Here is a 26,162-nt window from a genome sequence, read left to right on the forward strand (position 1 = left end):
GTGCTTTTGTTTTAGTTGGTGTTTTTGTACCGCTGATGTAAAACGATACGTAAAGACCGGGAACCAAGCAGAATGGTCTTTTATTTTTTGTCAATAGGTGTTATGGGTCTCAATATAAAATAGAGCCCTATAAGTATCATAGGGATGCTTAACCATTGACCGGTTGAAAATGTACCCCATGTATCCTCAAAGCCACCTTGACTTTTCTTGAAATATTCTGCCACAAACCTGGACGACCAAAGACCTACCATAAACAAACCGAATAAAAACCCTTGTTTTTCTCTTTTGTTCGTTTTCCAATACGTGTGCCACAATAATCCGAATAACAACACATATAAAAAAGCTTCATATAACTGCACCGGATGTCTATAGGGTATTTCTTGGAGTATTTGGAAGAATTCAGGTTTATGTTCGATTGCCTTATATGCGGCATTGGGCGTTTGTTCCTTTGTCAATTGCATTGCCCTGTATGCTGGCATATCATCGGAATCACGAATCATGCGGGTGGCGAATACGAACGATTTATCTACAATATTCCCATTGATTTCTGAATTGAAAAAATTTCCGATACGTATAAACGCGGTGCCGATAGCCGAAACAACGGCCACCCTGTCCAGTATCCATAAAAAACTGATATCCCTCTGCTTTCTAGAAAACAAAAACAAGGCGATCAATGCTCCTATCATTGCACCATGGCTAGCTAAACCTGCAAAACCTGTAAACTCATAACCCTCAATAAAACCAAAAAGAGTTTCGTTCTCGTTTGCCCGAACGGGCAATAGTATTTCTACGATATGATTTTTATAATAGTCCCAATCATAAAAGAACACATGTCCAAGCCGTGCGCCAAGCATAATGGATACCACACAATGTACAAAAAGAGAATCCAGTTTTTCCATGGATTTCTGCTCCTTGTTGAATATTTTTTTCATCAGGTACCAACCTACTACAAAAGTTAATATCCAAAATAAATTGTAATATTTTATTTGAATGAAGCCGATGTTGAACAGCGTTCCATCGGGATTCCAGTTGAAACCTAAAAAGTACATTTTATGTGTTTTTGGCTAAGATAGCCAATTAGATAACGGCCTTAAAGGCTTCTATCGATTGGAGGTGTCTATAACGGTTATTTGAGCTAATTTTTAAATTTGATTTTATGTTTTTTAAGGCACCGGGTCGTAGCCTTTTCCGCCCCAAGGATTACAGCTGCCTATTCGTTTTATAGCGAGCCAACCGCCCTTAAACAGACCATGCTTTTTTAAAGCTTCTAGCGTATACTGCGAGCATGTAGGGGAGTAGCGGCAGGTTGCCGGTAAGTAGGGCGATATCGCCAACTGGTAGAAACGTACAAGAAGTACGAAAGGGGCAATCAGGATTTTTTTAATGGACAACTTCAAACTTAGTTAATTACGGATTCAAAGTTAGTGTAAAGCAAACGTAGGTCAAAAATTAAAAAGCCCGCATTACCAATGCGGGCTTTTTCAACTATATCCGGTCAGGCTCCAAACCTTACGGGCTCCAGTTGTTCCGATTCCCCTGGGGTATAAAGCCGTGAGCGAATCAGAAACCGAATCCCCAAGGGAATTTCCAAAGAGAAACTGGCTCCCCTGCCAGGGGTTACATCAATAGTGAGCTGGGTATGCTTCCAATACTCGAACTGATCTTTTGACATGTGAAAATCGCAGCCTTCTATGGTACCTAGCCAAACATCATTGTCATCTAGCAGAAGGTCTCCCTTTGTAAAGCACATAGGTGCGGATCCATCGCAACAGCCTCCACTTTGGTGGAACATAAGCTCCCCGTGGGTGTCCTTCAATTGGTTGATAATGGCTGCTGCCTTTTCTGTTACCAATACTCTTTTGATTGTCATATTGTTTGTTTATGCCAAGTACATGACAAAAACAGATGTAAATAAAAATGGGGCATTTCTGTTTTTGTCATGTGCTAAACTGTTTGTGTTAGAAGAACCCCATTGCTTTCTTGTCATAAGAAATCAACATATTCTTAGTCTGGCGGTAGTGTGCCAGCATCATTTTATGGTTCTCCCTTCCAATACCTGATTTTTTGTATCCTCCAAAAGGGGCATGGGCGGGATAGAGGTGATAGCAGTTCACCCAGACCCTTCCGGCCTGTATCGCCCGCGATATGGTATAGGCTTGGTGGGTATCCCTGGTCCATACCCCGGCACCTAGTCCGTATAAGGTGTCATTGGCTATGGCTATGGCCTCCGCTTCGTCTTTAAAGGTAGTTACGCAGGCTACCGGGCCAAAAATCTCTTCTTGAAAAACACGCATTTTATTATTGCCCTTTAAAAGGGTGGGCTGTATGTAAAAACCACCTTCTAGCCCTTCGTTGTATGCTTGTTCGCCGCCTGTTAAAACTTCGCATCCTTCTTCTTTACCTATTTTGATGTAGCTTAGAATTTTTTCAAATTGGTCATTGGAGGCCTGCGCTCCCATCATGGTGTTCGGGTCTAAAGGATGGCCCATTTTAATTGCCTTGGTTCGCTCGATCACCCGTGCAATAAAGGCATCGTAGATATTTTCTTGAATAAGGATACGTGACGGACACGTACAGACCTCTCCTTGGTTTAGGGCAAACATATTGGCACCTTCTATGCACTTGTCAAAAAAATCATCATCGGCATCCATTATACTTTCAAAGAAGATATTGGGTGATTTACCACCTAGCTCCAACGTCACCGGTGTAATGTTCTTAGAGGCATACTGCATTATTAATTGCCCGGTAGTCGTTTCCCCGGTAAATGCTATTTTATTTATGCGTGGACTGGAAGCCAAAGGTTTACCTGCTTCCGCTCCAAACCCGTTTACCACGTTTAGCACTCCGGCAGGTAAAATATCCTGAATCATTTCCATTAACACCAAAATGCCTACAGGAGTTTGTTCCGCAGGTTTAAGAATAACGCAATTCCCCGCTGCCAAAGCAGGAGCCAACTTCCAGGTAGCCATTAATATGGGGAAATTCCATGGTATAATCTGTCCAACAACACCTAAGGGCTCCGTAACGTTAAGGGCTACGGTGTTGGCATCAAGTTCGCTTACAGATCCTTCCTCTGCCCTTATCACTCCTGCAAAATATCTAAAGTGGTCAATGGCCAATGGCAGGTCTGCCGCCCTGGTTTCCCGTATGGCCTTTCCATTGTCCCAAGTTTCGGCCCTGGCCAAAACTTCCAAGTTCTGCTCCATTCTATCGGCAATTTTAAGCAGCATGTTACTGCGTTCCGTTGCGGAGGATACATTCCAAGTGGCAGCTGCCTCCCATGCGGCATCGATCGCTTTTTCGATATCCTCTGCCGTTGATCTTGGAATTTTGGTAAAGGATTTTCCATCTACCGGGCTGGTATTTTCAAAATATTCGCCCTTGGTCGGTGCTACCCATTTGCCGCCGATAAAGTTTTCATATTGATTTTTAAACGTCGGTTTTTCTAAAACATCCTTTTCTACTGTTGCTGTATTACTCATGGTATTTATATGTTAAGGTTTCTATTCGATTTTGATGAGACGATTATTTGCAAAAAATTGAATCTAAATGTAATTATAAGATTCTTGATATATCTGACGTATTCTGTGAATAATATGAACAATAATATCATTTATTAATTTTATGATTTTTTTAAGCTTAAATTTTTGTACTTTTTACAATCTTAAAAATAGAATTATTGTGCTACGGGTATCTCAAAAAATTTTGAACGAAAGACGGTTGGAAACCTTGGTTGAAAACCAGACTTCCTATACCATGAACAATGCTGCCTTGCACGTATTTGAAACCCATGAGCAAGCAGAACAAGTGCTTTTAAAATTTGAGCAGCCCGTATTGGCGAGTATGATAGAGGGAAAAAAGGTAATGCACTTGCGGGACTTTGAGTCTTTTGATTTTTTACCTGGAGAATCTTTGTTGCTACCTGCCCATGAACAAATGTGCATAGATTTCCCCGAAGCCATGTCAAAAAATCCGACACGTTGTTTGGCAATGGCGATATCCGAGGATAAGATAAAAAGGGTAATGCAGTTTATGAACGAACAAATGCCAAAGGATGGTAAAGGGGAGTGGGAATTAATGAATTACAATTTTCATTTTATAAATGATCCCGGTATTTTTCAAATATTAAAACGACTTTTGTTCCTTTTTTCCGAAAATCATCCTTCAAAGGATTTTTTTGTGGATAATATGTTGCGGGAACTAATTATCCGGATTTTACAGACCAACGAATGTAGGATTTATAGTAACGAGACCTTAAGCCTTACAAATGAGAGCCGATTGGCAGGGGTCATACGCTATATTCGTGAGAACCTTAGCAGTAGCTTGCAGGTAGATGATTTGAGTAGGATGGCCTGCATGAGTCCGTCACATTTTTATCGTAAGTTCAAATCCGAATTAGGAATTTCGCCAGTAGAATTTATAAACAATGAGCGCATAAAACTAGCGGTGGGTTTGTTGCAGGACACAAAGCGTAGCATCAAAGACGTGTATCTGGATTGTGGTTTTGAGAGTCGGTCCTATTTCAATAGGGTCTTTAAGAATAGACAAAAAATAGCTCCCGGTGCTTATAAGGCAAATATTCTAAATGCTGCCTTTCGAAGGTGATCAGAGGCTAAAGGTCGTACCCTCTTTCCCATCTTTAAGTTGAATGCCCAAAGCTGCCAACTGGTCTCGTATACTATCCGATGTTGCAAAGTCCTTGTTTTCCCTAGCGTTTTTTCTAAGCTGAATCAACAGTTCTACAGTGCCACTGAGTTTTTCGGTATCCGCTGCCGAGTTTGTTTTGTTTTCCAGACCCAATACATCAAAAACAAAAGCTTGTATGGTTTCTTTGAGTACCGTTTTGTCGTCTGCGGTTATTGATTCTTTACCTTCTTTTATAAGATTTATGTGCTTTACGGCATCAAACAGTTTTGCGATTAAGATGGGGGTGTTAAAATCGTCGTTCATGGCATCATAACAGGATTGTTTCCATGCATGGACGTCAAATTGGGTCTGCTTTCCTTCGGCTAGGCTGTCCACGGTATTTATGGCCTCCATTAATTTGTTGAATCCTTTTTCCGATGCAAGCAATGCATCATTACTTATGTCCAGAATACTGGTGTAATGTGCTTGCATCATAAAGAAGCGCACCATGGACGGAGAAAATGCCTTACTTAGGATTTCATTGTCCCCCGAAAAGATTTCACCAGGTAGAATGCTATTCCCTGTAGATTTGGCCATTTTCTTGCCGTTAAGGGTAAGCATATTGGTATGCAGCCAATACTGTACGGGAGATTTGCCGTTGCTGGCCTCTGCTTGGGCGATCTCGCATTCGTGGTGCGGGAATTTTAAATCCATTCCACCACCGTGTATATCAAATGTTTCTCCCAAATATTTTGTACTCATTGCCGTACATTCCAAATGCCACCCTGGAAAACCATCGCCCCACGGGGAGGGCCATCTCATAATATGTGCTGGCTCTGCTTTTTTCCAAAGGGCAAAATCCTGTGGGCTTCGTTTCTCATCCTGTGCGGCAAGCTCGCGAGTGTTCGCGATCATGTCCTCCAACTTTCGGCCGCTTAGTTTTCCGTAGTCGTTGGTTTTGTTGAATTTTACGACATCAAAATATACAGAACCATTAATTTCGTAGGCGTATCCTTTTTCAATAATAACCTTTATAATTTCAATCTGCTCAATGATATGCCCCGTGGCCGTTGGTTCTATGCTTGGTGGCAGAAAATTGAATTTCTCAAGAATGTTGTGAAAATCAACCGTGTAACGCTGAACGACCTCCATGGGTTCCAATTGTTCCAGTCTTGCCTTTTTGGCAATTTTATCTTCCCCATCTTCGGCATCGTCTACCAAGTGTCCTGCATCTGTTATATTGCGCACATAGCGTACCTTATATCCTAAATGTTTAAAATACCTGAATATCATATCAAAGGACATAAAGGTGCGGCAATTGCCAAGATGAACATTACTATACACGGTAGGTCCGCAGACATACATGCCAATATAACCCGGATTTAAAGGAACGAATAGTTCTTTTTTGCCGGTTAATGAATTGTGTACCCTAAGTTTCTGCTGTTCGTATAGTTGCATCTTTTCGGAAAGAATTAGAACGTGGTGTCTAGGTTAATAAAGTTAAGAAACTCTCTGCGTACGGCTTCTTCCTTGAACTTTCCGCCATATTCCGCGGTAACGGTACTGCTTTCTATATCCCTAATGCCTCTAGAGTTTACACAAAGGTGTTTTGCATCTATGACACATGCAACATCATCGGTGCCCAGCACTTTTTGGAGTTCTCTTACAATTTGGATATTTAGTCTTTCCTGTACTTGGGGCCTCTTTGCAAAATAATCAACAATACGGTTCATCTTTGAAAGACCTACGACCGTTCCTTTTGAGATGTAGGCAACATGTGCCCTACCTACAATGGGCAGCAGGTGATGTTCACATGTGGAGTAAAGGGTGATGTTTTTCTCTACCAACATTTCCCCGTACTTGTATTTATTGTCAAAAGTGGAGGATTTAGGTTTTTTATCTGGATGTAATCCACCAAAAATCTCTTTGACGAACATTTTTGCGACGCGGTTGGGAGTTCCCTTTAGACTATCATCATCTAGGTCCAGTCCCAATGTGAGCATTATGTCCCTAACGTTCGTGTTTATTCGCTGTATCTTTTCCTCATCACTTAGGACAAAGGCGTCTTTGCGAAGTGGCGTTTCCTCCGATGAGGAAATATGGTCTTCACCTAGCTGTTCAAAATGGTCTTCCAATGTACCTTCGGTTTTCATGTAAACAATGCTTTAACAGGGCGCAAAGATATACATTATATGCCACTTTATATATCGGGAGGCGGTGTATTGCATATTAATAAAGGTGAAGCCGAACTGCTTTTAGGGTCTAATACTTGTACTTGGGTTATAGAAGTAGTTTATGCTTCGTGTTCTTGGTTTTGTAGAACGTGGTATCACATCATTTCCAACGTGTCCAATCAAAGTGATTTTGCTAATCGCTTGCACCTATGATTGTATTTCATCGATTAAGTGCGTAAAAAATCGATGTAAAATACTAAAAGGTAAAGCTACCAGTTATGATATATGTTGTAGTATACTAATAGCTCCATTTATTTTATGCGAACACTACCTATATTTTTATGCAGTTTGTTCCTGTGTATTGGGAACTTGCAGGCACAAAATTCACCCGATTGTAGAACCGCCATACCTGTTTGTGCGGACATGCCTATTTTTGGTCTGGCCGATGGCGGCGGGGATATCGATGATTTTGATCCTGACGTAATTACCCAAACAGGTTGTCTGGAGAAGGGTAGTGTTAGTTCTGCCAATATTGAAAATAATACATCTTGGTATGTGTTTCGTGCCGGTACAGCTGGCCAGGTAGGTTTTGATATCCAGGCGATGCCTACCAATGGGGGAACGGGAACACCAACAGCGGAATGGGATTTTGCTGTTTACGGTCCTTATGACGAAGCCGATGGACAGAATTATTGTACGATAATAGGTGACGGTACTTCCGAGCCTATTCGGTGCAACTATGAAGTAAACAATACCGAATTTACTGGAATAGGGGTGAATCCTGAAAACGGTCAGGAAGGTGCCCCATTTTTAATCGGTAGCCAAAATACGTATGACGAGTGGTTGGACGTACAGCCGGGTGAATTGTATTATATATTGATAAATAATTTTAACACTAATTTTGACGATGACCCGGAGCCGTTTATGCTAACGTTTACGGGAAACTCTGTACAGGCCGACCAAGATACCGCTTTGGATTGTACGCTGCGCGATGAGTTTTTGGGCTTGGATATCGTTGCATGTGAGGGCGACCCGGATATTTTACTAAGTGCATTACGTTCTCCCGCTGGCTCTGACATTGCCAACGTAGAATGGACTGTAGATTATGAGGATGATGGTACGGTGGACGCTACGCTGACTGGTTCAGGCCCCTTTGGTGCAGAATTGGTGGTATCAAGTCCAGCTTCGGGGCGCTATTTTGCGGTAATAACCACAAACTCAGGCACACCACCTGTTGTCGCCGACGTTGGTGGTATTCTTATTACATTTTATGGCGACCCAATTTTAGACCGGGTAGAAATTTTGGACACCAACCTTTCTATAGACCCAGATCAAAATAATGTGGCGTTTATTATGGACGGGGATAGTTCTTATGAATTTGCCATAAATGGAGGAGAGTTTCAGGATAATCCTATTTTTATGAATGTTCCGCCTGGGGAGAATACCGTTATCATAAACGATAAGAATGGATGCGGGATAACCGAGCCTATACCTTTTGTGGTATTTGCCTATCCAAAATTTTTCACACCCAATGGAGATGGTATTAACGATGAATGGAATATCCAAGGGATAGACGCTACTAGTATTTCTGATGTAGCTGTCTTTATTTTTGACCGTTATGGCAAATTGTTAAAGCAGCTGGGCGTAGCCGATACCTGGGACGGTACGTATAACGGAAGCCAAATGCCATCAACAGATTATTGGTTCAGGTTTGAGTATTCCGAAAATGACAACATAGCCCCCATTGTTGCTAAAACAAGAAGGACTCACTTTACCTTAAAGCGCTAAGGTATTCTTGGGATATAAAACATACCATGGTATCTAGAATTACAGCTACTTATTATTATCGGGAACTATTTTAAATTGTAGCGATAGGTATGTATTATGGTTTGTCATTTTATTACCTATCCAGAAGGAACTAAGTCCAATTAAAGTTATTTCTAATTGATTCAGGGTTTCTTTTCTAGTCAAAGGTTTAAACCCTGCATTTAGTGCAGCTACTTCAATTACTATAAACATTTTAGCACTTTGGTTATTGATTAACGTGTTGTTCCGTAATTCGAAGTAAACAACTGAATAACCTATTTGCACAATAACCGTTCACATTTTCATTCCTTCATTAAAACCTGTGGATTTCTAATCTAATCATAGCGAATTAGTTTTTTAATGTGCTACGACTACAAAGAGAATCATGTAATTTTTAATAATTGGTTTTCAAATGATTATACCAATTTAAGTTTTGAATGTCGTATTGAAAATTTGAATTATTTTTTTCTCAGTTTAGGAATGAAATCTAAGCATAGCATTAGCTATGGTTCTATTTTATGACGCCAAATGAGTAAAAAAGAAACTTGTTTTATGCGACATCTGGAATTTAAATTGGTATTATACTTAAAAGTTTATTGTATAACTAAGAGTGGCATTGGTGCGTATGCGATCTATCGTGGCGGGGGTAATCAATCCGGTATCCAATAATAGCTCATTTACCTGTTGATCTATCCTATTTAGGGAAAAGTCCAATCTGCTTCCGCCAAAATTATAGCCAATACCCCCAGAAATACTGTTTAAATCTCCGATAGTATCCGTATTTACGTACGGACTCTGTTCAAAACGGTATCCAGCCCTAAGGCTAACCTGGGCTATCCGGTACTCGCCTCCAAGTCTGTAGGTAGAAACGACGCCTAATTGGTTCGTAATATCGCTATTAACCGTTTGGAAACTTGGATCGCTTTGGGGACGTAATTGGGCATTCGAAAAATCTTGGTATCCATAATCAAAACTTAACAGTCCATTTTTACCAAAGATAACCGCCAGGCTCCCAGTTAATTTACTGGGCGTTTGAATGGTATACCTTTCAAACAGGTTAATGATATTGAAATCTATAAAGTTGATGTCCTCATCCGCTAGGTCGGAGTTTATGCGTTGAGAAAGTTCATCATCCAAGCGATACCACGTTGGGGACTGGTAGCTTCCGCCAATACGAACAGACTCGTTTAATTTTGCGATAGCGCCCAACGTAAAGGAAAACCCGTTTCCTTGGGTAAGGAGTAAGTTGTCAAACGTGGTGCGTTGTATCTCGGAATTTGCGTCATAACCGGTTTCCGTTAGGCGGTCTAAGCGCTCGTTGAATATGCTATGAAAATTTAAGGATGCTCCCAAATATAATTTGTCCTTATATTGTGAGGCTATGTTTGCCGTAAACTTGGAATTATATCCTATGCTACTACGTTGTAATTGCTGGTCTACGTTGGCATACGAAGCATTACTGATGTACTGATCTGTTTCCGGGTCATCATCGAGTGGATCAAGAACCCCTCCGTAATATCCTAGAAATGCCTGTTGGTCGCTAAATCCACCATTAGCACCTATATCCAAGTATCCATTTTCAATTAGTTCTCCATCGTCAAGCAAAATAGCGCCAAGGGGAGTCCCCTGTGCAAAGTTCAGGAAATAGGAATCGATTCCTTGATTACTTCTACCGGATACCAAGTAACTGTTTTCAAAATTACGTGCCAAATCATAGTTCAATGCTAGGGAAAATTTCTTCCAATCAGAATTTTGATTTGTATTGTTGAAAACAAAAACCCCGCCTACTTGGTTGATATTGGTTTCGTTAACGTTGCTATTGGTTTGGGTGCCAAAATAATTTACCTGGTTGTCCGTGGCGAAGAAGGTTCCGGAAAAGGTAACTAAGGTATTGTTGAATACCGCAGCTCCTGCAGGGTTGATATTCAATGCGGACAAGTCGCCTCCAAGTGCCCCAAAGGCGCCTCCCATACTCTGAAAACGTGCTGTTCCTTGAATTTCTTCGGTTCCGTATCGCAACACGTCATTTATATTTTGTGCACTCGCAAAAACACATAAGAATGCTAAAATGAAAGTTAAATACCTTTTCATTGCTTTTTTTTTAAATTTTAAGTAAACTAAAAATAATTGCCATCTATTGCCACTCCATAATTATGATATTTAGAACGGCTATCTTGATTTTTAAATGTAAGGGTAAATCTTGGATCTTTGCACATTGGTAATTAGTTACGTCTGCCACCACCTGACCTACCGCCAGAAGACCTGGAGCCGCCCCCGGAACTTCTCATGCTTCCACTGCTTCGAGAACTTCCACCGGAGCTTCTCATGGTTCCACTACTTCTAGAGCTACCACTTCGCGAACTCCTATAGCTTCCACTGCTCCTAGAACTGCTGCTACGCCCTGTGCTGTAACTTCTTCCGCTACTGGATCCGCTTCTGGAATTGCGATAGGTAGATGTTCGGGGCGTTGTGGCCCTGGAAGAAGATCCAGACCTGTATGTTCCCGATCTTGGAGTTGCACGGTTATAGGCCGAGTTACTTCTTGAAGAACTATAGTTCCTTGGTGCTGTTCTGGTGCTTCTACTAGACCTATAGGCACGGTTTTGGTCAACACCTACGGTTCTTCTGTTCGCCATATTGTCTCTATAGGACCTAGAGGTGCCCCTATTTCTTGCCGTTGTATTGCTTCTTGCGTTCGAGGTCCGAGTGGCGTTGCTTCGATACCTGGATGATGACCCCCTCGTATTTATATTGGACCTTCCTCGTAAAGCGGTACTTCTTGTGTTGTTCGCTACGTTGTTTCTATTGTAATAACCTCGTCTTGAAGAGTTTACAGCGTATCTGTTGTTGCGGCCCCATTGGTTGAAGCCACCGCCCCAACCCCAGTTGTTCCAACGGTTCCATCCAAAGCCACCGCCCCAACCCCAGCCGAGACCACCGCCCCAACCCCAGTTGTTCCATCCAAGGCCACCGCCCCAGCCCCAGCCGAGACCACCGCCCCAGCCCCAATTGTTCCAACGGTTCCATCTGTTCCAGCCAAAACCTCCGCCCCAGCCCCATGGGTTGCCCCAGCCAAAATTGTTGAAACCACCGCCCCAACCAAAACCTCCGCCAAATAGCCAAGGGTCATAAAAGCCCATGCCCCAACCATTGTTGTGAAAATTGATGTTAACGTTCGTTGCATTGTCTCCCCAACCTCCAAAACCTTGATAGTCGTTCGGATTGTTGTAATAATCCGTTAACTGTTCTTGATCGAGTTCAGCATCTGTTGGATTGCTTGCGTAAGAATCTATATCCGTAAAGATTTCGCCGTCCAACATTTGGTCGTATTGTTCGGCTTTCTGGCCAAAGTAATCGGTATAGGTGTTGGACTCCGGCTGTGTTCTATATTGTTGCTGTTGTTGTCTTTGCTGCAGTCGTTGTTCCGGCCTGCGCTCTACAACCCGTGGAGCTTCATCGGAATATATACCATCATTATCATAGTATGATGCAGCTTCGTAAGAACCGCAAGATGCAACAACTAGGGCTATAATGGAAAGTATTGTAATGTTGCGCAGTTTATTGAGGGGTAGTGAATATATCATCGTTCTAAATTTTATTGTTGAACATCTTAAAAATAACTAGTTTTACGGAATTATTTTGTTAATAAATCACAACTTTTGTGCCAAACTACCTATAATGAGTAAAAAATTAACCAAGAGAAGCGAGGATTATTCCAAATGGTACAACGAGCTTGTAGTTAAAGCAGATTTGGCCGAGAACTCCGGTGTACGTGGCTGTATGGTCATAAAGCCTTATGGTTTTGCAATATGGGAGAAGATGCAGGCAGAATTGGATCGGATGTTCAAGGAGACGGGGCACGAGAATGCTTATTTTCCTTTGTTCATACCAAAATCATACTTAAGTAAAGAAGCGAGCCACGTTGCGGGATTTGCAAAAGAATGTGCCGTGGTTACACATTACCGACTCAAAAATGCAGAGGACGGTAGTGGAATTATTGTTGACCCCGATGCCAAGTTGGAGGAAGAGCTTATTGTAAGACCTACATCCGAAACCATTATTTGGGATACCTACAGAAAGTGGATACAGTCGTACCGGGATTTGCCTTTACTGATCAATCAATGGGCCAATGTGGTGCGTTGGGAAATGCGTACACGTTTATTCTTAAGAACGGCCGAGTTTCTGTGGCAAGAAGGTCATACGGCACATGCAACCGAACAGGAAGCCTTGGACGAAGCGGAACAAATGATGAACGTGTATGCCGATTTTGCCGAGAATCACATGGCTATGCCCGTTATAAAAGGGGTAAAGACAGAAAGTGAGCGTTTTGCGGGAGCATTGGAAACCTATTGTATAGAAGCACTAATGCAAGATGGCAAAGCGTTGCAGGCAGGAACTTCACATTTTTTGGGTCAAAATTTTGCGAAGGCCTTTGATGTGAAATTTGCAACAAAAGAAGGTGGTAAAGAGTATGTTTGGGCTACCTCATGGGGTGTTTCAACACGACTTATGGGCGCTTTGGTCATGACTCATAGTGACGATAACGGTTTGGTACTTCCTCCAAAATTGGCACCAATACAAGTAGTAATTATTCCCATTTATAAAGGACTAGAGCAATTGGACGTTATATCTGAACGTGTAAAACCTTTAGTGGCGGAATTAAGGTCCAAAGGGATATCCGTAAAATATGACGATAGGGATACACATAAACCAGGTTTTAAATTCAATGCTTATGAACTTAAAGGGGTTCCCGTGCGGTTGGCCATTGGTCAACGCGATATGGATAATGGAACCTATGAGCTTGCAAGAAGGGATACCTTGGAGAAAATGACAATTCCTATGGATGAGGTTGTTGCCAAAATTGAGTTTCTAATGGTAGATATTCAAAATAATATCTACCGGAAGGCGGCGGATTATAGAAAGGAGCATATAACCTTGGTCGATACCTACGCAGAGTTCAAAGAGGTCTTAGAAGAAAAGGGTGGATTTATTTCAGCGCATTGGGATGGTACCATCGAAACCGAGGACCGTATAAAAGAGGAGACCAAAGCAACCATCAGATGCATACCTATCGATGTTGAAACGGAAAAAGGGGTATGTATGATAAGTGGTAAGCCTTCGGAAAAAAGGGTGCTGTTCGCCAAGGCATATTAAAAGATTAAAAAAATAATATCTTGGTGTTGTGATAGTAAAAAATAATTGTATTTTTGCATCCGCAATTGCGTAAAGATATGGTCCGTTCGTCTAGGGGTTAGGACGCCAGGTTTTCATCCTGGTAACAGGGGTTCGATTCCCCTACGGACTACAAGGTTTAATGAAGAGTTGAAAATGGACAGGTAAGTTTTGTATTCATTTGCAACGCTTTAAATTAAGTTCTTAATTGTTTATTGGCCCGTTCGTCTAGGGGTTAGGACGCCAGGTTTTCATCCTGGTAACAGGGGTTCGATTCCCCTACGGGCTACTTGGTAAAATGGATAAATAATCCATAAAAATATAATTTAGTTAGAAAATGGCAAATCATAAGTCGGCATTAAAGAGAATTAGAAGAAACGAAGCTGTACGTTTACGTAACAGATATCAGCATAAAACTACGCGTAACGCAATCAAGAAATTGCGAAGCGAGGAAAGCAAGAAAGATGCTGAGGCTCTATTGCCGAGTGTTGTTAGCATGATAGACCGTTTGGCCAAACGTAACATCATACACGCTAACAAAGCTGCAAATATTAAAGGAAAGCTGGCAAAACACGTAGCAGCACTTTAATTTAAAGTATTTAGGTAACAATGTAGAAGTCTTCTAATCTAATTAGAAGGCTTTTTTTGTTTCCGTATTTGACTTCATGTTGCCAAGCCGAACAAACCCTATTATAAAATATCCGTAGAGTATTATAATCAATAGGAATAGTAATTCTCGTAGGTAAAACTTATAGTATAAGGCTTCATTTGTCTGCCCGATCCCAAGGATTACCGGGTAGAACGGATAAAAAATTAAAAGTCCTTTGCTTATCGATTGCAGTAGTTTGTGGTAATTTGAGAACGTTACCCGCATTTTTTTGGTTTCCTTTAGATACATGTAGGAAAATGTTATCATAGCAATAGATCCAATAAGTATGGCCAATAATTGTGGTTTCAACATAAAACTGTTCAAAAAGGGATTAACGGCACTCGCCAGACAAAATAGTACGGCACCCCATTTCACATATTTCTTTAGCTCTAGGTTGGTCGTGCTTACACTGTAAATCCGGAAAAAATAAAGAAAAAAGACGATATCAAGAATATTAAAAATAAGGTGATTGTAATTTTGATAATCCTCTTCAAATATTAATTGAATTTCGTCGATATTACGTATTAATCCACCAAATATTTCGGTCAGAAGTATGTAAGCGAGCAATATTGGCAATGCTTTTAATTTGGTATCATAGTAGTATTTGTATTTAATTAGGGATAGTGCCAGTACCAGGACATACACCAATATAAATGCGTTTTCTAGTATGAATAGTCCTACCTGGCCGGTCATATTATAAGATTAAATATACTTGATATCGTAAACCTTTTAACTAAAATTTCTTTTTCTGCTCTTTATAAACCCAATACAGAATAGCATGTACATTATTAAAATCGTAAACCTTAAAACGGTCTGAAGCTCATATTGCTCCCATGCATCGCCCCCTAAAAAACCTAACAAAAAAAGTATGGGAAAAATAGAGTGGAACAGTATGAGTCCAACAGAAACCCACCACACTAGGTTGTATTTCTCCCTATGCCATTCCCAGTTTGGGCCTTTATCAATTAGATATAAAATACATATCACGACCAAAATTACCGAGGCAAAGGAAGTGGCGTAATATAAACTTATTTGTAGCGGGTTTTGAAAAAAACAGGATACTATGTAACTTCCTAAAACGATGATAGATAGTATTTTAATCCATTTTTTAAATGTTTGTCGTGAAATTAACTTCCAAAAAATAAGATAGAAAAAGCTGTAGTAGAAAATATCATAAATATTATAAATAATGTCGTTGGCAAATGACTTATCCGTAAGGAAAGCAAAATTTTCGGAATATCTAATTAAGTGGCCTAAGAGCTCATTTAAAAGTGTGTAGGCAATCAGTATTGGAAAATATTTTAAAACGGTATCAAAATACTTAATGTACGAAACAATGGAAATCAATAGGGTTACGAAATAAACACCAATGATGAAATTGGTTTTTATAAACTCTAGAAGCTCTGGTGACATAAGGACTAAAATTCAGTTTTAGGTGGTGGTCCTGATCCACTTCGATTTAAGATAAGACTTTTACTATTGTATGATGTTGCATTCGAAAAGAAGTTTGGAACTATACCTGCCCGTGCTGTTTGTGATTGTTCTAGCACGGTACCCATACCTTTTTCCAGCGCGCTGTCTTTCCAATCTATAATCAATTTTGCCTTACCGTCATCTCCTATATAAAAACTGTAGTTTTCTCCATTTTGTTCTAAAGTGGGGAGGATAAAAAGGGAATTCTGTCTTGGGTGAATCACTTTTTTGCCATCCTTGAATGTCTTTTCGTTTGGATAATTTGCAAAATACATCCGTAATTTGGTCACTTTTTTTACACCGGCATTTTTGGCTTCTTGATCTACATAAGCAATGTAATTTTTTATCATGTCGTAATCGAAATCTACGAAACGTGCTGGTTCAAACGCTTCTTCTGGTGCCCGTTCCTGTGTTTCATAGGTCGTAATCATAGGAATACGATGCTTACTGTAATTGGTGTAAATGGCATCGGCTTCTTGTAGTGTAATAATATTTTTTGGGGCTTCCACAAGCTGCGGCTTTTCTTCACTTTGTTCTTGTTCCGGTGTTTGGTGCTTGGTTTTGTTGTTTTCCTTGCATCCAATACATATTGCGATTACGAAAATGGGCAACAGCCGCAAAAGGTATTTTGTATTTTTCATAGTTGATAGTTTTAAGTTTAATTATTTGGTATAGGAAAATACGCTAGTAATCGGGGGAAGATTCTTTAAACCTGCCTAAAGATATTCATTTTGATTGATTATAAGGTTTGTAGATTGTTTTTTTTGATCGGTAAAAAAAAATCCCGATTTCAAGGTGAAATCGGGATTTAAGATATGGTTTAGGTGAACCTTACTGATTCATGGTCAGCAAGAATTCTTCGTTATTTTTGGTTTGTTTAAAGCGCTGTTCTATAAATTCCATAGCTTCAACCGGGTTCATGTCCGCGAGGTATTTACGCATGATCCACATACGCTGTATAGTGTCTTTGTCCAATAACAAATCATCTCTACGTGTGCTTGAAGAAGTGAGGTCGATGGCCGGGAATATTCTACGGTTAGATATTTTACGATCTAATTGTAATTCCATGTTACCGGTTCCTTTGAATTCCTCAAAGATAACCTCGTCCATTTTAGAACCTGTTTCTGTAAGAGCGGTAGCTATGATGGACAAAGATCCTCCGTTTTCGATGTTACGGGCCGCTCCGAAAAATCGTTTTGGTTTATGAAGCGCGTTGGCATCTACGCCACCACTTAGAACCTTGCCCGAGGCCGGTTGTACCGTATTGTATGCCCTTGCAAGCCTTGTAATGGAGTCCAATAGAATAACCACATCGTGTCCGCACTCCACCAGTCTTTTGGCTTTTTCTAAAACTATGTTCGCTACCCTTACGTGCTCCGTTGCTTCCTTGTCAAAAGTAGAGGCAACTACTTCCCCTCTCACATTGCGCTGCATATCCGTTACTTCCTCGGGGCGTTCGTCGATTAGAAGAATAATTTGGTACACCTCCGGGTGATTGGCGGCTATGCCATTTGCAATATCCTTTAGTAGCATGGTCTTACCCGTTTTGGGCTGCGACACGATCATACCTCTTTGGCCTTTCCCAATTGGGGAGAACAAATCAATAATACGGGTAGATATCGTACTTTGTCTTTCTGCTAGATTGAATTTTTCTTGTGGGAAAAGCGGAGTAAGGTGCTCAAAAGAAACCCTGTCCCTTACGATTTGTGGGTCTATACCGTTTATCTTGTTCACCTTGATCAAAGGAAAATATTTCTCCCCTTCTTTTGGGGGTCTTACCTGTCCTAAGACCGTATCTCCCGTTTTGAGTCCGAATAAGCGAATTTGCGACTGCGAAACGTAAATATCATCAGGTGATGATAGATAATTGTAGTCGGATGATCTTAGGAAGCCATAGCCGTCTTGCATAATGTCCAAAACTCCTTCACTGGCAATAATACTATCGAATTCAAATTCCGGTTCCTTGTATCTATTTTTTAGGTCCTTGTCAAAATTGCTTTTGTCGTGGCTGCTCCTGGGGTTTGGTTTTTTGTTCTGGTTGCTTTTTTGACCTTTATTGTGCGGGGTATTCTTTTGGTTTTCTTGTTTATTTTCATTTGCCGCAGGTCTTGGCCTTGGCCTCGGCTTTCTATTTTCCGTAGGTTCTTTGGTTTCTGGTTCTTTCTTCTGTTTCACCTTTTCCGTAGGAGCATCAGCAAGAGGTTCCGATTTAACAACGATTGGTTCCTTGGGTGTCGATTTTTTGGCTATTCTTACCCTTGGCCTGGGTTTTGGTTTTGGTGTGTCTTCCGTTTTTGTAGGAAGTATAGCGGCAGCCGCTTTAGGGTTTGCTGCTTGGAGGTCTAGAATTTGATAGACCAGGTCCAATTTCTTTAGGGTCTTGAATTTTGGGACATTAAGTCCTTTGGCTATTTCCTGAAGCTCAGGTAGCTTTTTTGTTTTTAAATCTGAAATCTCAAACATTAATTGTAGAATAAATTATACGTGATTTGTATTGTAAGAAGTGTATTAGCTGCTAGATATGGTGGCGGAAAAGATTTTTCCTTGGTAAGTGTTAGAACTGATAACGAAGCAATAATACAAATTATTTTCATGATTAGCCTGATATTTTTTAAAAAGACCTGTATTTTTGTAGCGTTAAAGAACAGTTGGCACTATGATTCAAAGAGTACAGACCCTTTATTTGGTTTTGGTGGCACTCGTGTCCGGGATACTTCCATTTTTTGTAAACCTTTGGTCAGATGCCAATGGGATGGAGGTTTATGCCCAAAATGAAATAATCGTTTCTATTGTTTTTTATGTTGTTGGTGCCTTGGCCTTGTGGGCAGTTTTCCTGTTCAAAAATAGAAAGAACCAGTTTGTGGCAAACAGGCTGAATATGATATTGAATCTTTTTTTACTGGGATTTTTCGTTTACCGATCGCTAAATCTATCCGGAGAGACCTTGGTCTCGGAGAAGGGTATTGGGATGCTGATTCCTGTATTTTCTATCGTTTTTTTAGTCCTTGCAAACCGGGCTATTAAGAAGGATGAAGATCTTGTAAAATCTGTTGATCGTTTACGTTGAACCTAACATCTTAGTAGTATTAGTGCGTTAAACCCGGGGTAGTTCCCGGGTTTTTTATTGTGTGGGTCATAAATTCGGTAGTTTTTTATTACGTAAGTAGATAGCGTAGTGAAATTCAATAATGGATCGTAAACCTGCATACCTTCTTAGTTTATTTCATTATCCAGCGGAGAGCGTGCTTTAATTTTCGTAACCAGGTTTCGGGACTATAAAATAAGTTCTTTTTAATGGGTTTAATGCTTGTTCGTAGGTCTAATACCAATTTAAGTTTTGAATGTCGTATTGAAAATTTGAATTATTTTTTTCTCAGTTTAGGAATCAAATCTAAGCATAGCATTAGCTATGGTTCTATTTTATGACGACAAATGAGTAAAAAAGAAACTTGTTTTATGCGACATCTAGAAGTTAAATTGGTATAATACCATTTCCCAATTGAAAATCATCCGATAATTTTTTTTACGCCCTACTTAAAAACTAAAATCAGCCATAACCCTGCTATGCCCGGTTTTTCTTTTTCGAAGGACAAAAAAACAATTCAATTTCTTTGCCAGGTTTTCAAAAGAGAACTGGTATAATGCCAGTTATTACTGGTGTACGCCTTTCCTCATGCGTTTAGGACCGTACCACAACCAAAAACCTGTGATGGTAAAAAGTAGCAAGGAAAGGCTCATAATCGTCGTATAGGCAAGTTTTATATATCCGCCTGTATTCAAATGATCATCCAAAAGGGATGCATCGTGCATATTTTCTATAAAATCCGCGCGTCTTCGGTCTACATGCAATAGAGTTCCTGTTGCACCGTCAATTTGTATGCCGTAGTAATCATTATAAATGAATTTGGCTACGCCTTTGTTCTGCCTAATATCTATGCGGTCCAGTTGTAACTCCGAACCTACAGGAACTGAATTTTTTAGATAGGTTTCCGCCTTTAACTGCAATTGAGATAAGGGCAGCCATTCCGTAAGTTCTGTAGTTGTGCCGTTGTACGTTTTTGAACCTAAAAGGTCTCCGGTATTCTTTTTCCAACCTAGGAGAAGTCCCGTACCCGCTATGATAAAGAAAAAGATAAAAAGTGTAGCACCCGTAATTCGATGTGCTTTTCGGAACATACGAATGGTTTTAGCCTGCTTTTTTCTGCGATTTTGTATATCCATTAAAAAAAATGAAATAAGATATGTTTTGTGTCTATGATTAGTTTTGATGAAACAAACCTCCAAAATGACAAAAATAAATGGAATTGTTACTGACTTTAAGCTTGTATTAACAGATAGTGAAGTGCTTTGTTTTCTAATAAAAGGTTAAAATGCTGCAATTTTATTGCAGCTACTTTAGTTTCTTTAAACATTTTAGCCAGTTTAGTTCTTGTGTTGTTGATTCATGGGTTATTCGGTAACTTCAAATAAAGAACTCAATAACCATTTGCAATTTCTTTGCTTCAATAAAACCTATGGATTTTCAATCCATCGCGGTTTAGTTATCGTTTTCCCAATTCGATTACCTCTAAGTCTTTAATATCAGCACCATCGACCACGAACCTAAGCATAGTACGTACCTGGTGAAAACCATGTTTTCCGCAGGCACCTGGGTTCATGTGTAGTACTTTAAGTTTTTGGTCCATCATCACTTTTAAGATATGGGAATGGCCACAAATAAAAAGCTTGGGAGGGTTTTTTAGTATTTCTGATCGTGTTCTGGGGTTATATTTGGGTGGGTAGCCGCCAATATGGGTGATCAATACATCCACATCTTCGCACATAAACCGATTGTTCAGCGGAAACTCTTTTTGGATTACGTGGTTATCTATATTTCCAAAAACGGCCCTAAGGGGTTTTACTCTGGCCAACTCATCGGTAACGGAAATATCACCGATATCACCGGCATGCCAAATTTCATCTGCTTGTTTGGCATATTTAAGTATCGTTTTGTCTAAGTAGGAATGCGTGTCCGATAAGAGTAGGATTTTGGTCATTTTAGCTCTATGTAATATTCATCTTAAGTTTAAGGGTCGGCCTATTTCCTTTGGTCGTATATCCGTTTTTTTAGTCTTATTACATGTTTGGGTTACCGCCCTTGTCTTGTTAAAACGTAATAATGTTGATTACGCTTTCTAATTTCTTGTTTGCAAAACCTACAAAGCCTTCCGAATTCAGGGGAACTATGCATATCTTTGCACTTTGCAAAACTAAGCCATCCTATTGAGATATTTCATTCAATTTTCATACTTGGGAAAAGCCTATCATGGCTGGCAAAAACAGCCCAATGCCATAACGGTACAGGAAATTTTGGAACACGCACTTTCGGTTTTGTTGCGAGAAGAAATACTATTGACGGGAGCGGGAAGAACAGATGCAGGCGTGCATGCCCGTGAAATGTACGCCCACTTTGATTTTACCGGTCTTACGGATAAAGAAGATTTGATATATAGGCTGAATGCTTTTTTGCCCGGCGATATTGCGGTAGACAACATATATGTTATGCTCGATCAGGCCCATGCACGTTTTGATGCCTTGGAGCGTTCCTATGAGTATTGGATCTGCGATACCAAGAACCCTTTTTTGAAAGACGCAGCCTATTATATAAAGCATCACTTGGATATTTCGCTCATGAACAAGGCGGCAGAGTTGCTCTTGGGCAAACAGGATTTTGAATGTTTTTCTAAGTCCAAGACCGATGTCAACAATTATTTTTGTTCTATAAAAAACGCGAAATGGAGTAGGGAGGGAGAGTACATTGCCTTTAGGATCTCTGCGGACAGGTTCCTTAGAAATATGGTAAGGGCGATTGTTGGTACACTTTTGGATGTTGGCACTGGTAAGACTGACTTGGAGACTGTTAAGACCATAATAAAAAGTAAAGATCGGACACAAGCTGGGGTTTCCGTACCTGCAAAAGGCTTATATTTAACGGCTGTTAGCTATCCTAATACTATTTTTAAAAAATGAGCAAAGAATCGGGAAAAGCCTTTGATACGCGTCTTTTTAAGCGGTTGATAGCACATACCAAACCTTATAGGATTACGTTTTACGGAGTTGCTTTGGCAGCGATCCTACTGTCCTTGTTCGCCGTACTTACCCCGATAATATTAAAACAGATCATAGACGATGCCGTCAAGGGTGCGGATGCGCAACGATTGCTTCATCTAACGATAACGATGTTAGTGGTGCTGTTAGGACAGGTGTTGAGCCAATTGAGCTTTAACTATTATGCCAATTGGTTGGGAGAATCCGTTATTCGGGATGTCCGCATCAATTTATTCCGGAAAATGCTAGGGTTCAAAATGAAGTATTTCGATAATTCGTCCCTAGGTGTATTGGTGACCCGCGCGGTGGCGGATATGCAACGTATAGGAGAAATATTCAGTCAAGGTTTTTTTGTTATTGTTGCAGACTTGTTGAAAATGTTGGTGGCGGCCGGGGTCATGATCTATATAAATTGGCGATTGGCGTTGATCGTATTTGCTGTATTACCGTTGATTTTATATGCCACGCGTTTATTCCAAAAAGCCATGAAGGTTGCTTTTACCGAGGTAAGGGCAGAAGTTTCCAACCTTAATTCCTTTGTGCAGGAGCGCATAACGGGCATGCGGATTGTTCAGCTATTCACCAGGGAAAAGATAGAGAGTGAAAAATTTAGGGAAATAAATGAAAAACATAAAAATGCCTGGTTGAAAACCGTTTGGTACAACTCCATTTTCTTTCCAATAGCAGAAATAGTTTCCTCTATTACCTTAGGACTTATTGTGTGGTATGGAGGTTTACAGAATGTTGCCGGTATTACGGATGATGTTGCAGGCACAGTTTTTGCCTTTATTATGTTGATAGACCTTCTTTTTAGACCGTTACGGCAGATTGCCGATAAGTTCAATACCCTACAGATGGGTATGGTTGCCGCTAATAGGGTGTTTAAAATTTTGGATACGGACAGTTCCATTGATGATTTGGGCCACATAGAAAAATCCACTATTAAAGGGGATATTACATTTAAAGATGTGCGCTTTGGATATTTGGAGGACGAAGAAGTGCTTCATGGTATTTCCTTTGATGTAAGCGCTGGTGAAACTATCGCTATAGTTGGGGCTACCGGAGCGGGTAAGTCTACCATCATTAACCTATTAAATCGGTTTTATGAGATCAACTCGGGCCTTATAAGTGTGGATGGTGTAGATGTAAAGGACTATAAACTAGCTTCGTTGCGGTCCCATATCGCGGTGGTGTTGCAAGATGTTTTTCTGTTTGCCGATACGATTGCCAACAACATTTCTATGAAGGATTCCGCTATAGGGATTTCAGAAATAGAAACAGCAGCTAAGGCTATTGGGGTAGATGAATTTATTTCTAGTCTCCCAGGTGGCTATGAATACAACGTAAAGGAACGGGGTACCATGCTTTCCAGTGGTCAGCGTCAATTAATTGCTTTTCTGCGGGCTTATGTTAGTAATCCCAGTATTTTGGTGTTGGACGAGGCTACATCTTCCGTGGATACGTATTCTGAACAGCTCATTCAAAAGGCGACCGACAAAATTACCCAAGGCAGAACGTCTATCGTTATTGCGCATCGTTTGGGTACCATTAAAAAGGCAGACAAGATTATTGTAATGGATGCAGGTAAAATCGTAGAAATAGGAACCCATAAAGAACTACTTAAAAAGGGAGGGTACTACAGCAATTTGTACGAAGCTCAGTTCTTGGCGGAGGAGGTGGCTTAGCGCGGTACTTTTTGCGCTGAAAAAAGTCGGTTAAATATATTTTGTTCCAATTGACAATTGATAGGAGCAATATAGCCGTTGAAATTATAGAACCTTATTACGCTACCAATAAATTCCATAACCTATTATGATTATGAGTTTTGGTATGTCCTTAATGTACTTTCATTTAAGATATTAAATCCTGTTTCATTAGCTTACCCAGCTCAATAAGCGAATCGTACAAAACAAATTCTCCATTTTTTATATAGGAAATCAGACCTGTTTCTTCGCTTACCACAAGGCAAAGGGCATCGGTTTTTTCGGTAATTCCTACGGCCGCGCGATGTCGCAATCCAAATCGTAAAGGAATATTACGTTCGTTGGATACGGGCAGAATAACCCTAGTTGCTACAATATAGTTGTCAACGATTACGGCCGCACCGTCATGTAAAGGACTGTTTTTATAAAAAATACTTTCGATGATGTGCTGGTTTATTTCTACGTTCATTCGGTCTCCCGAGCTTTTAATGAAATCGAGTGAGTTATTACGCTCCAACACCAAAATAGCCCCTGTTTTGGTACTTGCCATTTTATCACAGGCTTTTAAGATGGCATCCACATCTACTGTTGTAGTGAGCCCTTCCTGTTTCAAGAACTTAAAATGTTTAATAAAATTTCGCTTGTTCGCAAAGTTGGTAGAGCCTATCATTAGAAGGAATTTTCGTATCTCTTGCTGAAATACGATAATCAAGGCGATAAGGCCTACTTGCATAAAGGCACCAACGATACTACTTATCATCTCCATCCCTAAAAGCTCTGTGAGCTTCCAAAATGCCCAAACAATAACGATACCGATAAAGATATTTATCGCCACCGAACCACGGACTAGTTTGTAAACGTAGTACAATAACACCGCCACTAGGACAATATCCAGGATGTCGGTAATTTTAAAATCGATAAAATTGAAAAAATCCAAGGAGTGCCTTTTTTGTAAAATTAACAAAATTTGAAGTAGCACACAGGGTAAACATTTAAGATGTAAGTTGCGTGTATAGTTTTACACATTCTACGGCTTCCTTTACATCGTGAACGCGCAAAATGTTAGCTCCTTTGGTTAATGCGATTGTATGTAGTGCGGTGGTGCCGTTAAGGGCATGGGCGGCATCGGACTCCAAAAGTCTGTAAATCATGGACTTTCTACTGATCCCAACAAGAATGGGCAATTCCATAATCTTTAAGCTATCCATTTGGTGTAAGAGTTCATAGTTCTGTTCCAATGTTTTTGCAAATCCAAAACCGGGATCTACGATTATATCGGTAATGCCTTTTTTTCTTGCCAATGCAAGTCTTTGTGAAAAGAAGAACAGGATATCCTGGATTAGATGTCGGTATGCTGTTTGTTGTTGCATGGTTTTCGGAGTACCGCGGCTATGCATCATTATATAAGGAACTTTTAAAGCGGCTACAGTGTCCAATAGGGAGTCGTCCCTTAGACCGGCGGAGATATCGTTAATAATTGCCGCTCCCCGGTCAAAACATTCCTCGGCGACTTTTCCCCTAAAGGTATCTATAGACAAAATGGTATTTGGAAAATGCTTTAGCACCAATGATACAATGGGTGTTATGCGTTTTAATTCAAGGGTTTCGGAAACATCATTGGCACCAGGCTTTGAGCTGTAGGCTCCAATGTCTATGAAGTTGGCACCTTCCAACACCATTTTTTCAACTTGGTTTAATATGTCTTTTTCATTCTTGAATTTTCCGCCGTCGAAAAACGAATCGGGGGTAACGTTTAGAATACCCATTACCTTGGGTGTTTTTAAATCGATGAGTACTCCTTTACAGTTGATCGTCATGTATATGTTGTATTAAGCCGCAGATGTAACAGAAGTTTAAACCAAGGGTCTTGACGGTTACGAAATTTTAAGCGAAATTTACACAAATTACAAGAAGTACATGCAAGCAACAGCGGAACAATACGATGCGGTCATCAAAACTTGTCGCGATTTATTCGAAAAAAAACTATTGGATTACGGCTGTGCATGGCGTATTCTGCGCTTACCATCATTAACGGATCAAATTTTCATAAAGGCACAACGTATTAGAGGGTTGCAGGAAAATGAAGTGCGTAAAATAGATGAGGATGAAAAGTCCGAATTTATAGGCATCGTAAATTATGCCATCATGGCATTGATCCAGTTAGAGCTTGGTGTGGTGGATCAGCCAGATTTGGAACCCGAAAAAGCTAGTGCTCTTTATCAAAAGCACAGTACCGAAACCAAAGAGCTAATGCTGAATAAAAATCATGATTACGGAGAAGCTTGGCGCGATATGCGTGTGAGTTCCTTAACGGATTTAATTTTACAGAAATTATTAAGGGTAAAGAGTATCGAGGACAATAAGGGAAAAACTTTGGTCAGTGAAGGTATTGAGGCCAATTATCAAGATATGATCAACTATGCCGTATTCGCTTTGATACATTTAGGTTTAGCTACTAAAATTGCGTAATTC

Annotated in this window: 24 protein-coding genes and 2 tRNA genes; 10 read left to right on the forward strand and 16 right to left on the reverse strand. The window is 40.3% G+C overall.

Features of this window, described 5'->3' with window-relative positions:
• Positions 1 to 80: 80 nt before the first annotated feature.
• From lgt to exaC, 4 genes are all read right to left on the reverse strand, one after another.
• The gene (gene lgt, locus ACFQZJ_RS04975) at positions 81 to 1,049 is read right to left on the reverse strand and encodes a prolipoprotein diacylglyceryl transferase (RefSeq protein WP_379932733.1); all 969 of its coding nucleotides are present in this window, start codon (positions 1,047 to 1,049) and stop codon (positions 81 to 83) included.
• Positions 1,050 to 1,163: 114 nt separating this feature from the next.
• Entirely contained in the window at positions 1,164 to 1,385 is a 222-nt protein-coding gene (gene yidD / locus ACFQZJ_RS04980; protein WP_379933129.1) for a membrane protein insertion efficiency factor YidD, read from the reverse strand.
• 110 nt (positions 1,386 to 1,495) lie between these two features.
• Complete coding sequence (locus ACFQZJ_RS04985) at positions 1,496 to 1,870, reverse strand: DUF779 domain-containing protein (protein WP_379932734.1); 375 nt, start codon at positions 1,868 to 1,870, stop codon at positions 1,496 to 1,498.
• 88 nt (positions 1,871 to 1,958) lie between these two features.
• Positions 1,959 to 3,482, reverse strand: coding sequence for an acetaldehyde dehydrogenase ExaC (exaC, locus tag ACFQZJ_RS04990; RefSeq protein ID WP_379932735.1), 1,524 nt, complete (start codon positions 3,480 to 3,482; stop codon positions 1,959 to 1,961).
• Positions 3,483 to 3,681: 199 nt separating this feature from the next.
• On the opposite strand from exaC, the gene ACFQZJ_RS04995 reads away from it, so the two are divergent.
• The gene (locus ACFQZJ_RS04995; protein WP_379932736.1) at positions 3,682 to 4,605 is read left to right on the forward strand and encodes an AraC family transcriptional regulator; all 924 of its coding nucleotides are present in this window, start codon (positions 3,682 to 3,684) and stop codon (positions 4,603 to 4,605) included.
• Here ACFQZJ_RS04995 and cysS read toward each other — a convergent pair whose 3' ends face one another.
• Positions 4,606 to 6,084, reverse strand: coding sequence for a cysteine--tRNA ligase (gene cysS, locus ACFQZJ_RS05000; RefSeq protein WP_379932737.1), 1,479 nt, complete (start codon positions 6,082 to 6,084; stop codon positions 4,606 to 4,608).
• A 14-nt stretch (positions 6,085 to 6,098) separates the two neighbouring features.
• Positions 6,099 to 6,779 carry a GTP cyclohydrolase I FolE gene (gene folE, locus ACFQZJ_RS05005; protein ID WP_379932738.1) on the reverse strand — a complete coding sequence of 227 codons (681 nt, stop codon included), beginning with the start codon at positions 6,777 to 6,779 and terminating at the stop codon, positions 6,099 to 6,101.
• Positions 6,780 to 7,118: 339 nt separating this feature from the next.
• Here folE and ACFQZJ_RS05010 point away from each other — a divergent pair, with 339 nt between their 5' ends.
• A complete protein-coding gene (locus ACFQZJ_RS05010; RefSeq protein WP_379932739.1) occupies positions 7,119 to 8,588 on the forward strand; it encodes a T9SS type B sorting domain-containing protein in 1,470 nt (489 codons plus the stop codon).
• A 603-nt stretch (positions 8,589 to 9,191) separates the two neighbouring features.
• Here ACFQZJ_RS05010 and ACFQZJ_RS05015 read toward each other — a convergent pair.
• Positions 9,192 to 10,697 carry an OmpP1/FadL family transporter gene (locus tag ACFQZJ_RS05015; RefSeq protein WP_379932741.1) on the reverse strand — a complete coding sequence of 502 codons (1,506 nt, stop codon included), beginning with the start codon at positions 10,695 to 10,697 and terminating at the stop codon, positions 9,192 to 9,194.
• Positions 10,698 to 10,828: 131 nt separating this feature from the next.
• On the reverse strand, positions 10,829 to 12,190 hold the full coding sequence (locus ACFQZJ_RS05020; RefSeq protein ID WP_379932742.1) for a hypothetical protein: 1,362 nt from the start codon (positions 12,188 to 12,190) through the stop codon (positions 10,829 to 10,831).
• Positions 12,191 to 12,284: 94 nt separating this feature from the next.
• On the opposite strand from ACFQZJ_RS05020, the gene proS reads away from it, so the two are divergent.
• The 4 genes from proS (at position 12,285) to rpsT (ending at position 14,367) form a co-directional block, all read left to right on the forward strand.
• On the forward strand, positions 12,285 to 13,760 hold the full coding sequence (proS, locus tag ACFQZJ_RS05025) for a proline--tRNA ligase (protein ID WP_379932744.1): 1,476 nt from the start codon (positions 12,285 to 12,287) through the stop codon (positions 13,758 to 13,760).
• 79 nt (positions 13,761 to 13,839) lie between these two features.
• Positions 13,840 to 13,911 (forward strand) — tRNA-Glu (locus tag ACFQZJ_RS05030).
• A gap of 84 nt (positions 13,912 to 13,995) precedes the next feature.
• Positions 13,996 to 14,067, forward strand: a tRNA-Glu gene (locus tag ACFQZJ_RS05035).
• 48 nt (positions 14,068 to 14,115) lie between these two features.
• Positions 14,116 to 14,367, forward strand: coding sequence for a 30S ribosomal protein S20 (rpsT, locus tag ACFQZJ_RS05040; protein WP_379932745.1), 252 nt, complete (start codon positions 14,116 to 14,118; stop codon positions 14,365 to 14,367).
• A 42-nt stretch (positions 14,368 to 14,409) separates the two neighbouring features.
• Here rpsT and ACFQZJ_RS05045 read toward each other — a convergent pair whose 3' ends face one another.
• The 4 genes from ACFQZJ_RS05045 to rho all read right to left on the reverse strand — a co-directional run bounded on the left by ACFQZJ_RS05045 (position 14,410) and on the right by rho (position 18,363).
• Positions 14,410 to 15,120 (reverse strand): hypothetical protein, encoded by a 711-nt coding sequence (locus ACFQZJ_RS05045; protein WP_379932746.1) that lies wholly within the window; start codon positions 15,118 to 15,120, stop codon positions 14,410 to 14,412.
• Between the two features lie 36 nt (positions 15,121 to 15,156).
• Positions 15,157 to 15,840, reverse strand: coding sequence for a hypothetical protein (locus ACFQZJ_RS05050; protein ID WP_379932747.1), 684 nt, complete (start codon positions 15,838 to 15,840; stop codon positions 15,157 to 15,159).
• A 5-nt stretch (positions 15,841 to 15,845) separates the two neighbouring features.
• Positions 15,846 to 16,541: a hypothetical protein gene (locus tag ACFQZJ_RS05055; RefSeq protein ID WP_379932748.1), complete on the reverse strand. Its 696-nt coding sequence runs from the start codon at positions 16,539 to 16,541 to the stop codon at positions 15,846 to 15,848.
• 190 nt (positions 16,542 to 16,731) lie between these two features.
• Positions 16,732 to 18,363 (reverse strand): transcription termination factor Rho, encoded by a 1,632-nt coding sequence (gene rho, locus ACFQZJ_RS05060; RefSeq protein ID WP_379932750.1) that lies wholly within the window; start codon positions 18,361 to 18,363, stop codon positions 16,732 to 16,734.
• 193 nt (positions 18,364 to 18,556) lie between these two features.
• Here rho and ACFQZJ_RS05065 point away from each other — a divergent pair, with 193 nt between their 5' ends.
• Positions 18,557 to 18,967 (forward strand): DUF4293 domain-containing protein, encoded by a 411-nt coding sequence (locus tag ACFQZJ_RS05065; protein ID WP_379932751.1) that lies wholly within the window; start codon positions 18,557 to 18,559, stop codon positions 18,965 to 18,967.
• Between the two features lie 584 nt (positions 18,968 to 19,551).
• Here the strand turns inward: ACFQZJ_RS05065 and ACFQZJ_RS05070 are convergent.
• Both ACFQZJ_RS05070 and ACFQZJ_RS05075 read right to left on the reverse strand, forming a co-directional pair.
• Positions 19,552 to 20,076: a PepSY domain-containing protein gene (locus ACFQZJ_RS05070; protein ID WP_379932752.1), complete on the reverse strand. Its 525-nt coding sequence runs from the start codon at positions 20,074 to 20,076 to the stop codon at positions 19,552 to 19,554.
• Between the two features lie 365 nt (positions 20,077 to 20,441).
• Complete coding sequence (locus ACFQZJ_RS05075) at positions 20,442 to 20,936, reverse strand: metallophosphoesterase family protein (RefSeq protein WP_379932754.1); 495 nt, start codon at positions 20,934 to 20,936, stop codon at positions 20,442 to 20,444.
• Positions 20,937 to 21,162: 226 nt separating this feature from the next.
• On the opposite strand from ACFQZJ_RS05075, the gene truA reads away from it, so the two are divergent.
• Positions 21,163 to 21,909, forward strand: a complete 747-nt coding sequence (truA, locus tag ACFQZJ_RS05080; RefSeq protein ID WP_379932755.1) for a tRNA pseudouridine(38-40) synthase TruA — start codon at positions 21,163 to 21,165, stop codon at positions 21,907 to 21,909.
• Positions 21,906 to 23,672: an ABC transporter ATP-binding protein gene (locus ACFQZJ_RS05085; RefSeq protein ID WP_379932756.1), complete on the forward strand. Its 1,767-nt coding sequence runs from the start codon at positions 21,906 to 21,908 to the stop codon at positions 23,670 to 23,672. The genes truA and ACFQZJ_RS05085 overlap by 4 nt, the downstream gene beginning before the upstream one ends.
• A 166-nt stretch (positions 23,673 to 23,838) precedes the next feature.
• On the opposite strand, the gene cdaA is transcribed toward ACFQZJ_RS05085, so the two are convergent.
• Entirely contained in the window at positions 23,839 to 24,627 is a 789-nt protein-coding gene (gene cdaA / locus ACFQZJ_RS05090; protein ID WP_379932758.1) for a diadenylate cyclase CdaA, read from the reverse strand.
• Between the two features lie 55 nt (positions 24,628 to 24,682).
• Positions 24,683 to 25,507: a dihydropteroate synthase gene (gene folP, locus ACFQZJ_RS05095; RefSeq protein ID WP_379932760.1), complete on the reverse strand. Its 825-nt coding sequence runs from the start codon at positions 25,505 to 25,507 to the stop codon at positions 24,683 to 24,685.
• A gap of 100 nt (positions 25,508 to 25,607) precedes the next feature.
• Here folP and ACFQZJ_RS05100 point away from each other — a divergent pair, with 100 nt between their 5' ends.
• On the forward strand, positions 25,608 to 26,159 hold the full coding sequence (locus ACFQZJ_RS05100) for a DUF1599 domain-containing protein (RefSeq protein ID WP_379932761.1): 552 nt from the start codon (positions 25,608 to 25,610) through the stop codon (positions 26,157 to 26,159).
• Positions 26,160 to 26,162: the final 3 nt, after the last annotated feature.

The organism is Maribacter chungangensis (genome assembly GCF_042676845.1).
Classification (GTDB): domain Bacteria; phylum Bacteroidota; class Bacteroidia; order Flavobacteriales; family Flavobacteriaceae; genus Maribacter; species Maribacter chungangensis.

What these genes read in the sequence shown, in the direction of transcription:
- rho (WP_379932750.1), bottom strand. Translation starts at nt 18,363, where the DNA reads ATGTTTGAGATTTCAGATTTAAAAACAAAAAAGCTACCTGAGCTTCAG.
- ACFQZJ_RS05085 (WP_379932756.1), top strand. Translation starts at nt 21,906, where the DNA reads ATGAGCAAAGAATCGGGAAAAGCCTTTGATACGCGTCTTTTTAAGCGG.
- ACFQZJ_RS05020 (WP_379932742.1), bottom strand. Translation starts at nt 12,190, where the DNA reads ATGATATATTCACTACCCCTCAATAAACTGCGCAACATTACAATACTT.
- ACFQZJ_RS05070 (WP_379932752.1), bottom strand. Translation starts at nt 20,076, where the DNA reads ATGTTCCGAAAAGCACATCGAATTACGGGTGCTACACTTTTTATCTTT.
- ACFQZJ_RS05055 (WP_379932748.1), bottom strand. Translation starts at nt 16,541, where the DNA reads ATGAAAAATACAAAATACCTTTTGCGGCTGTTGCCCATTTTCGTAATC.
- rpsT (WP_379932745.1), top strand. Translation starts at nt 14,116, where the DNA reads ATGGCAAATCATAAGTCGGCATTAAAGAGAATTAGAAGAAACGAAGCT.
- ACFQZJ_RS04985 (WP_379932734.1), bottom strand. Translation starts at nt 1,870, where the DNA reads ATGACAATCAAAAGAGTATTGGTAACAGAAAAGGCAGCAGCCATTATC.
- ACFQZJ_RS05050 (WP_379932747.1), bottom strand. Translation starts at nt 15,840, where the DNA reads ATGTCACCAGAGCTTCTAGAGTTTATAAAAACCAATTTCATCATTGGT.
- cysS (WP_379932737.1), bottom strand. Translation starts at nt 6,084, where the DNA reads ATGCAACTATACGAACAGCAGAAACTTAGGGTACACAATTCATTAACC.
- ACFQZJ_RS05010 (WP_379932739.1), top strand. Translation starts at nt 7,119, where the DNA reads ATGCGAACACTACCTATATTTTTATGCAGTTTGTTCCTGTGTATTGGG.
- ACFQZJ_RS05100 (WP_379932761.1), top strand. Translation starts at nt 25,608, where the DNA reads ATGCAAGCAACAGCGGAACAATACGATGCGGTCATCAAAACTTGTCGC.
- folE (WP_379932738.1), bottom strand. Translation starts at nt 6,779, where the DNA reads ATGAAAACCGAAGGTACATTGGAAGACCATTTTGAACAGCTAGGTGAA.
- lgt (WP_379932733.1), bottom strand. Translation starts at nt 1,049, where the DNA reads ATGTACTTTTTAGGTTTCAACTGGAATCCCGATGGAACGCTGTTCAAC.
- ACFQZJ_RS05015 (WP_379932741.1), bottom strand. Translation starts at nt 10,697, where the DNA reads ATGAAAAGGTATTTAACTTTCATTTTAGCATTCTTATGTGTTTTTGCG.
- ACFQZJ_RS05045 (WP_379932746.1), bottom strand. Translation starts at nt 15,120, where the DNA reads ATGACCGGCCAGGTAGGACTATTCATACTAGAAAACGCATTTATATTG.
- ACFQZJ_RS05075 (WP_379932754.1), bottom strand. Translation starts at nt 20,936, where the DNA reads ATGACCAAAATCCTACTCTTATCGGACACGCATTCCTACTTAGACAAA.
- ACFQZJ_RS05065 (WP_379932751.1), top strand. Translation starts at nt 18,557, where the DNA reads ATGATTCAAAGAGTACAGACCCTTTATTTGGTTTTGGTGGCACTCGTG.
- proS (WP_379932744.1), top strand. Translation starts at nt 12,285, where the DNA reads ATGAGTAAAAAATTAACCAAGAGAAGCGAGGATTATTCCAAATGGTAC.
- folP (WP_379932760.1), bottom strand. Translation starts at nt 25,507, where the DNA reads ATGACGATCAACTGTAAAGGAGTACTCATCGATTTAAAAACACCCAAG.
- exaC (WP_379932735.1), bottom strand. Translation starts at nt 3,482, where the DNA reads ATGAGTAATACAGCAACAGTAGAAAAGGATGTTTTAGAAAAACCGACG.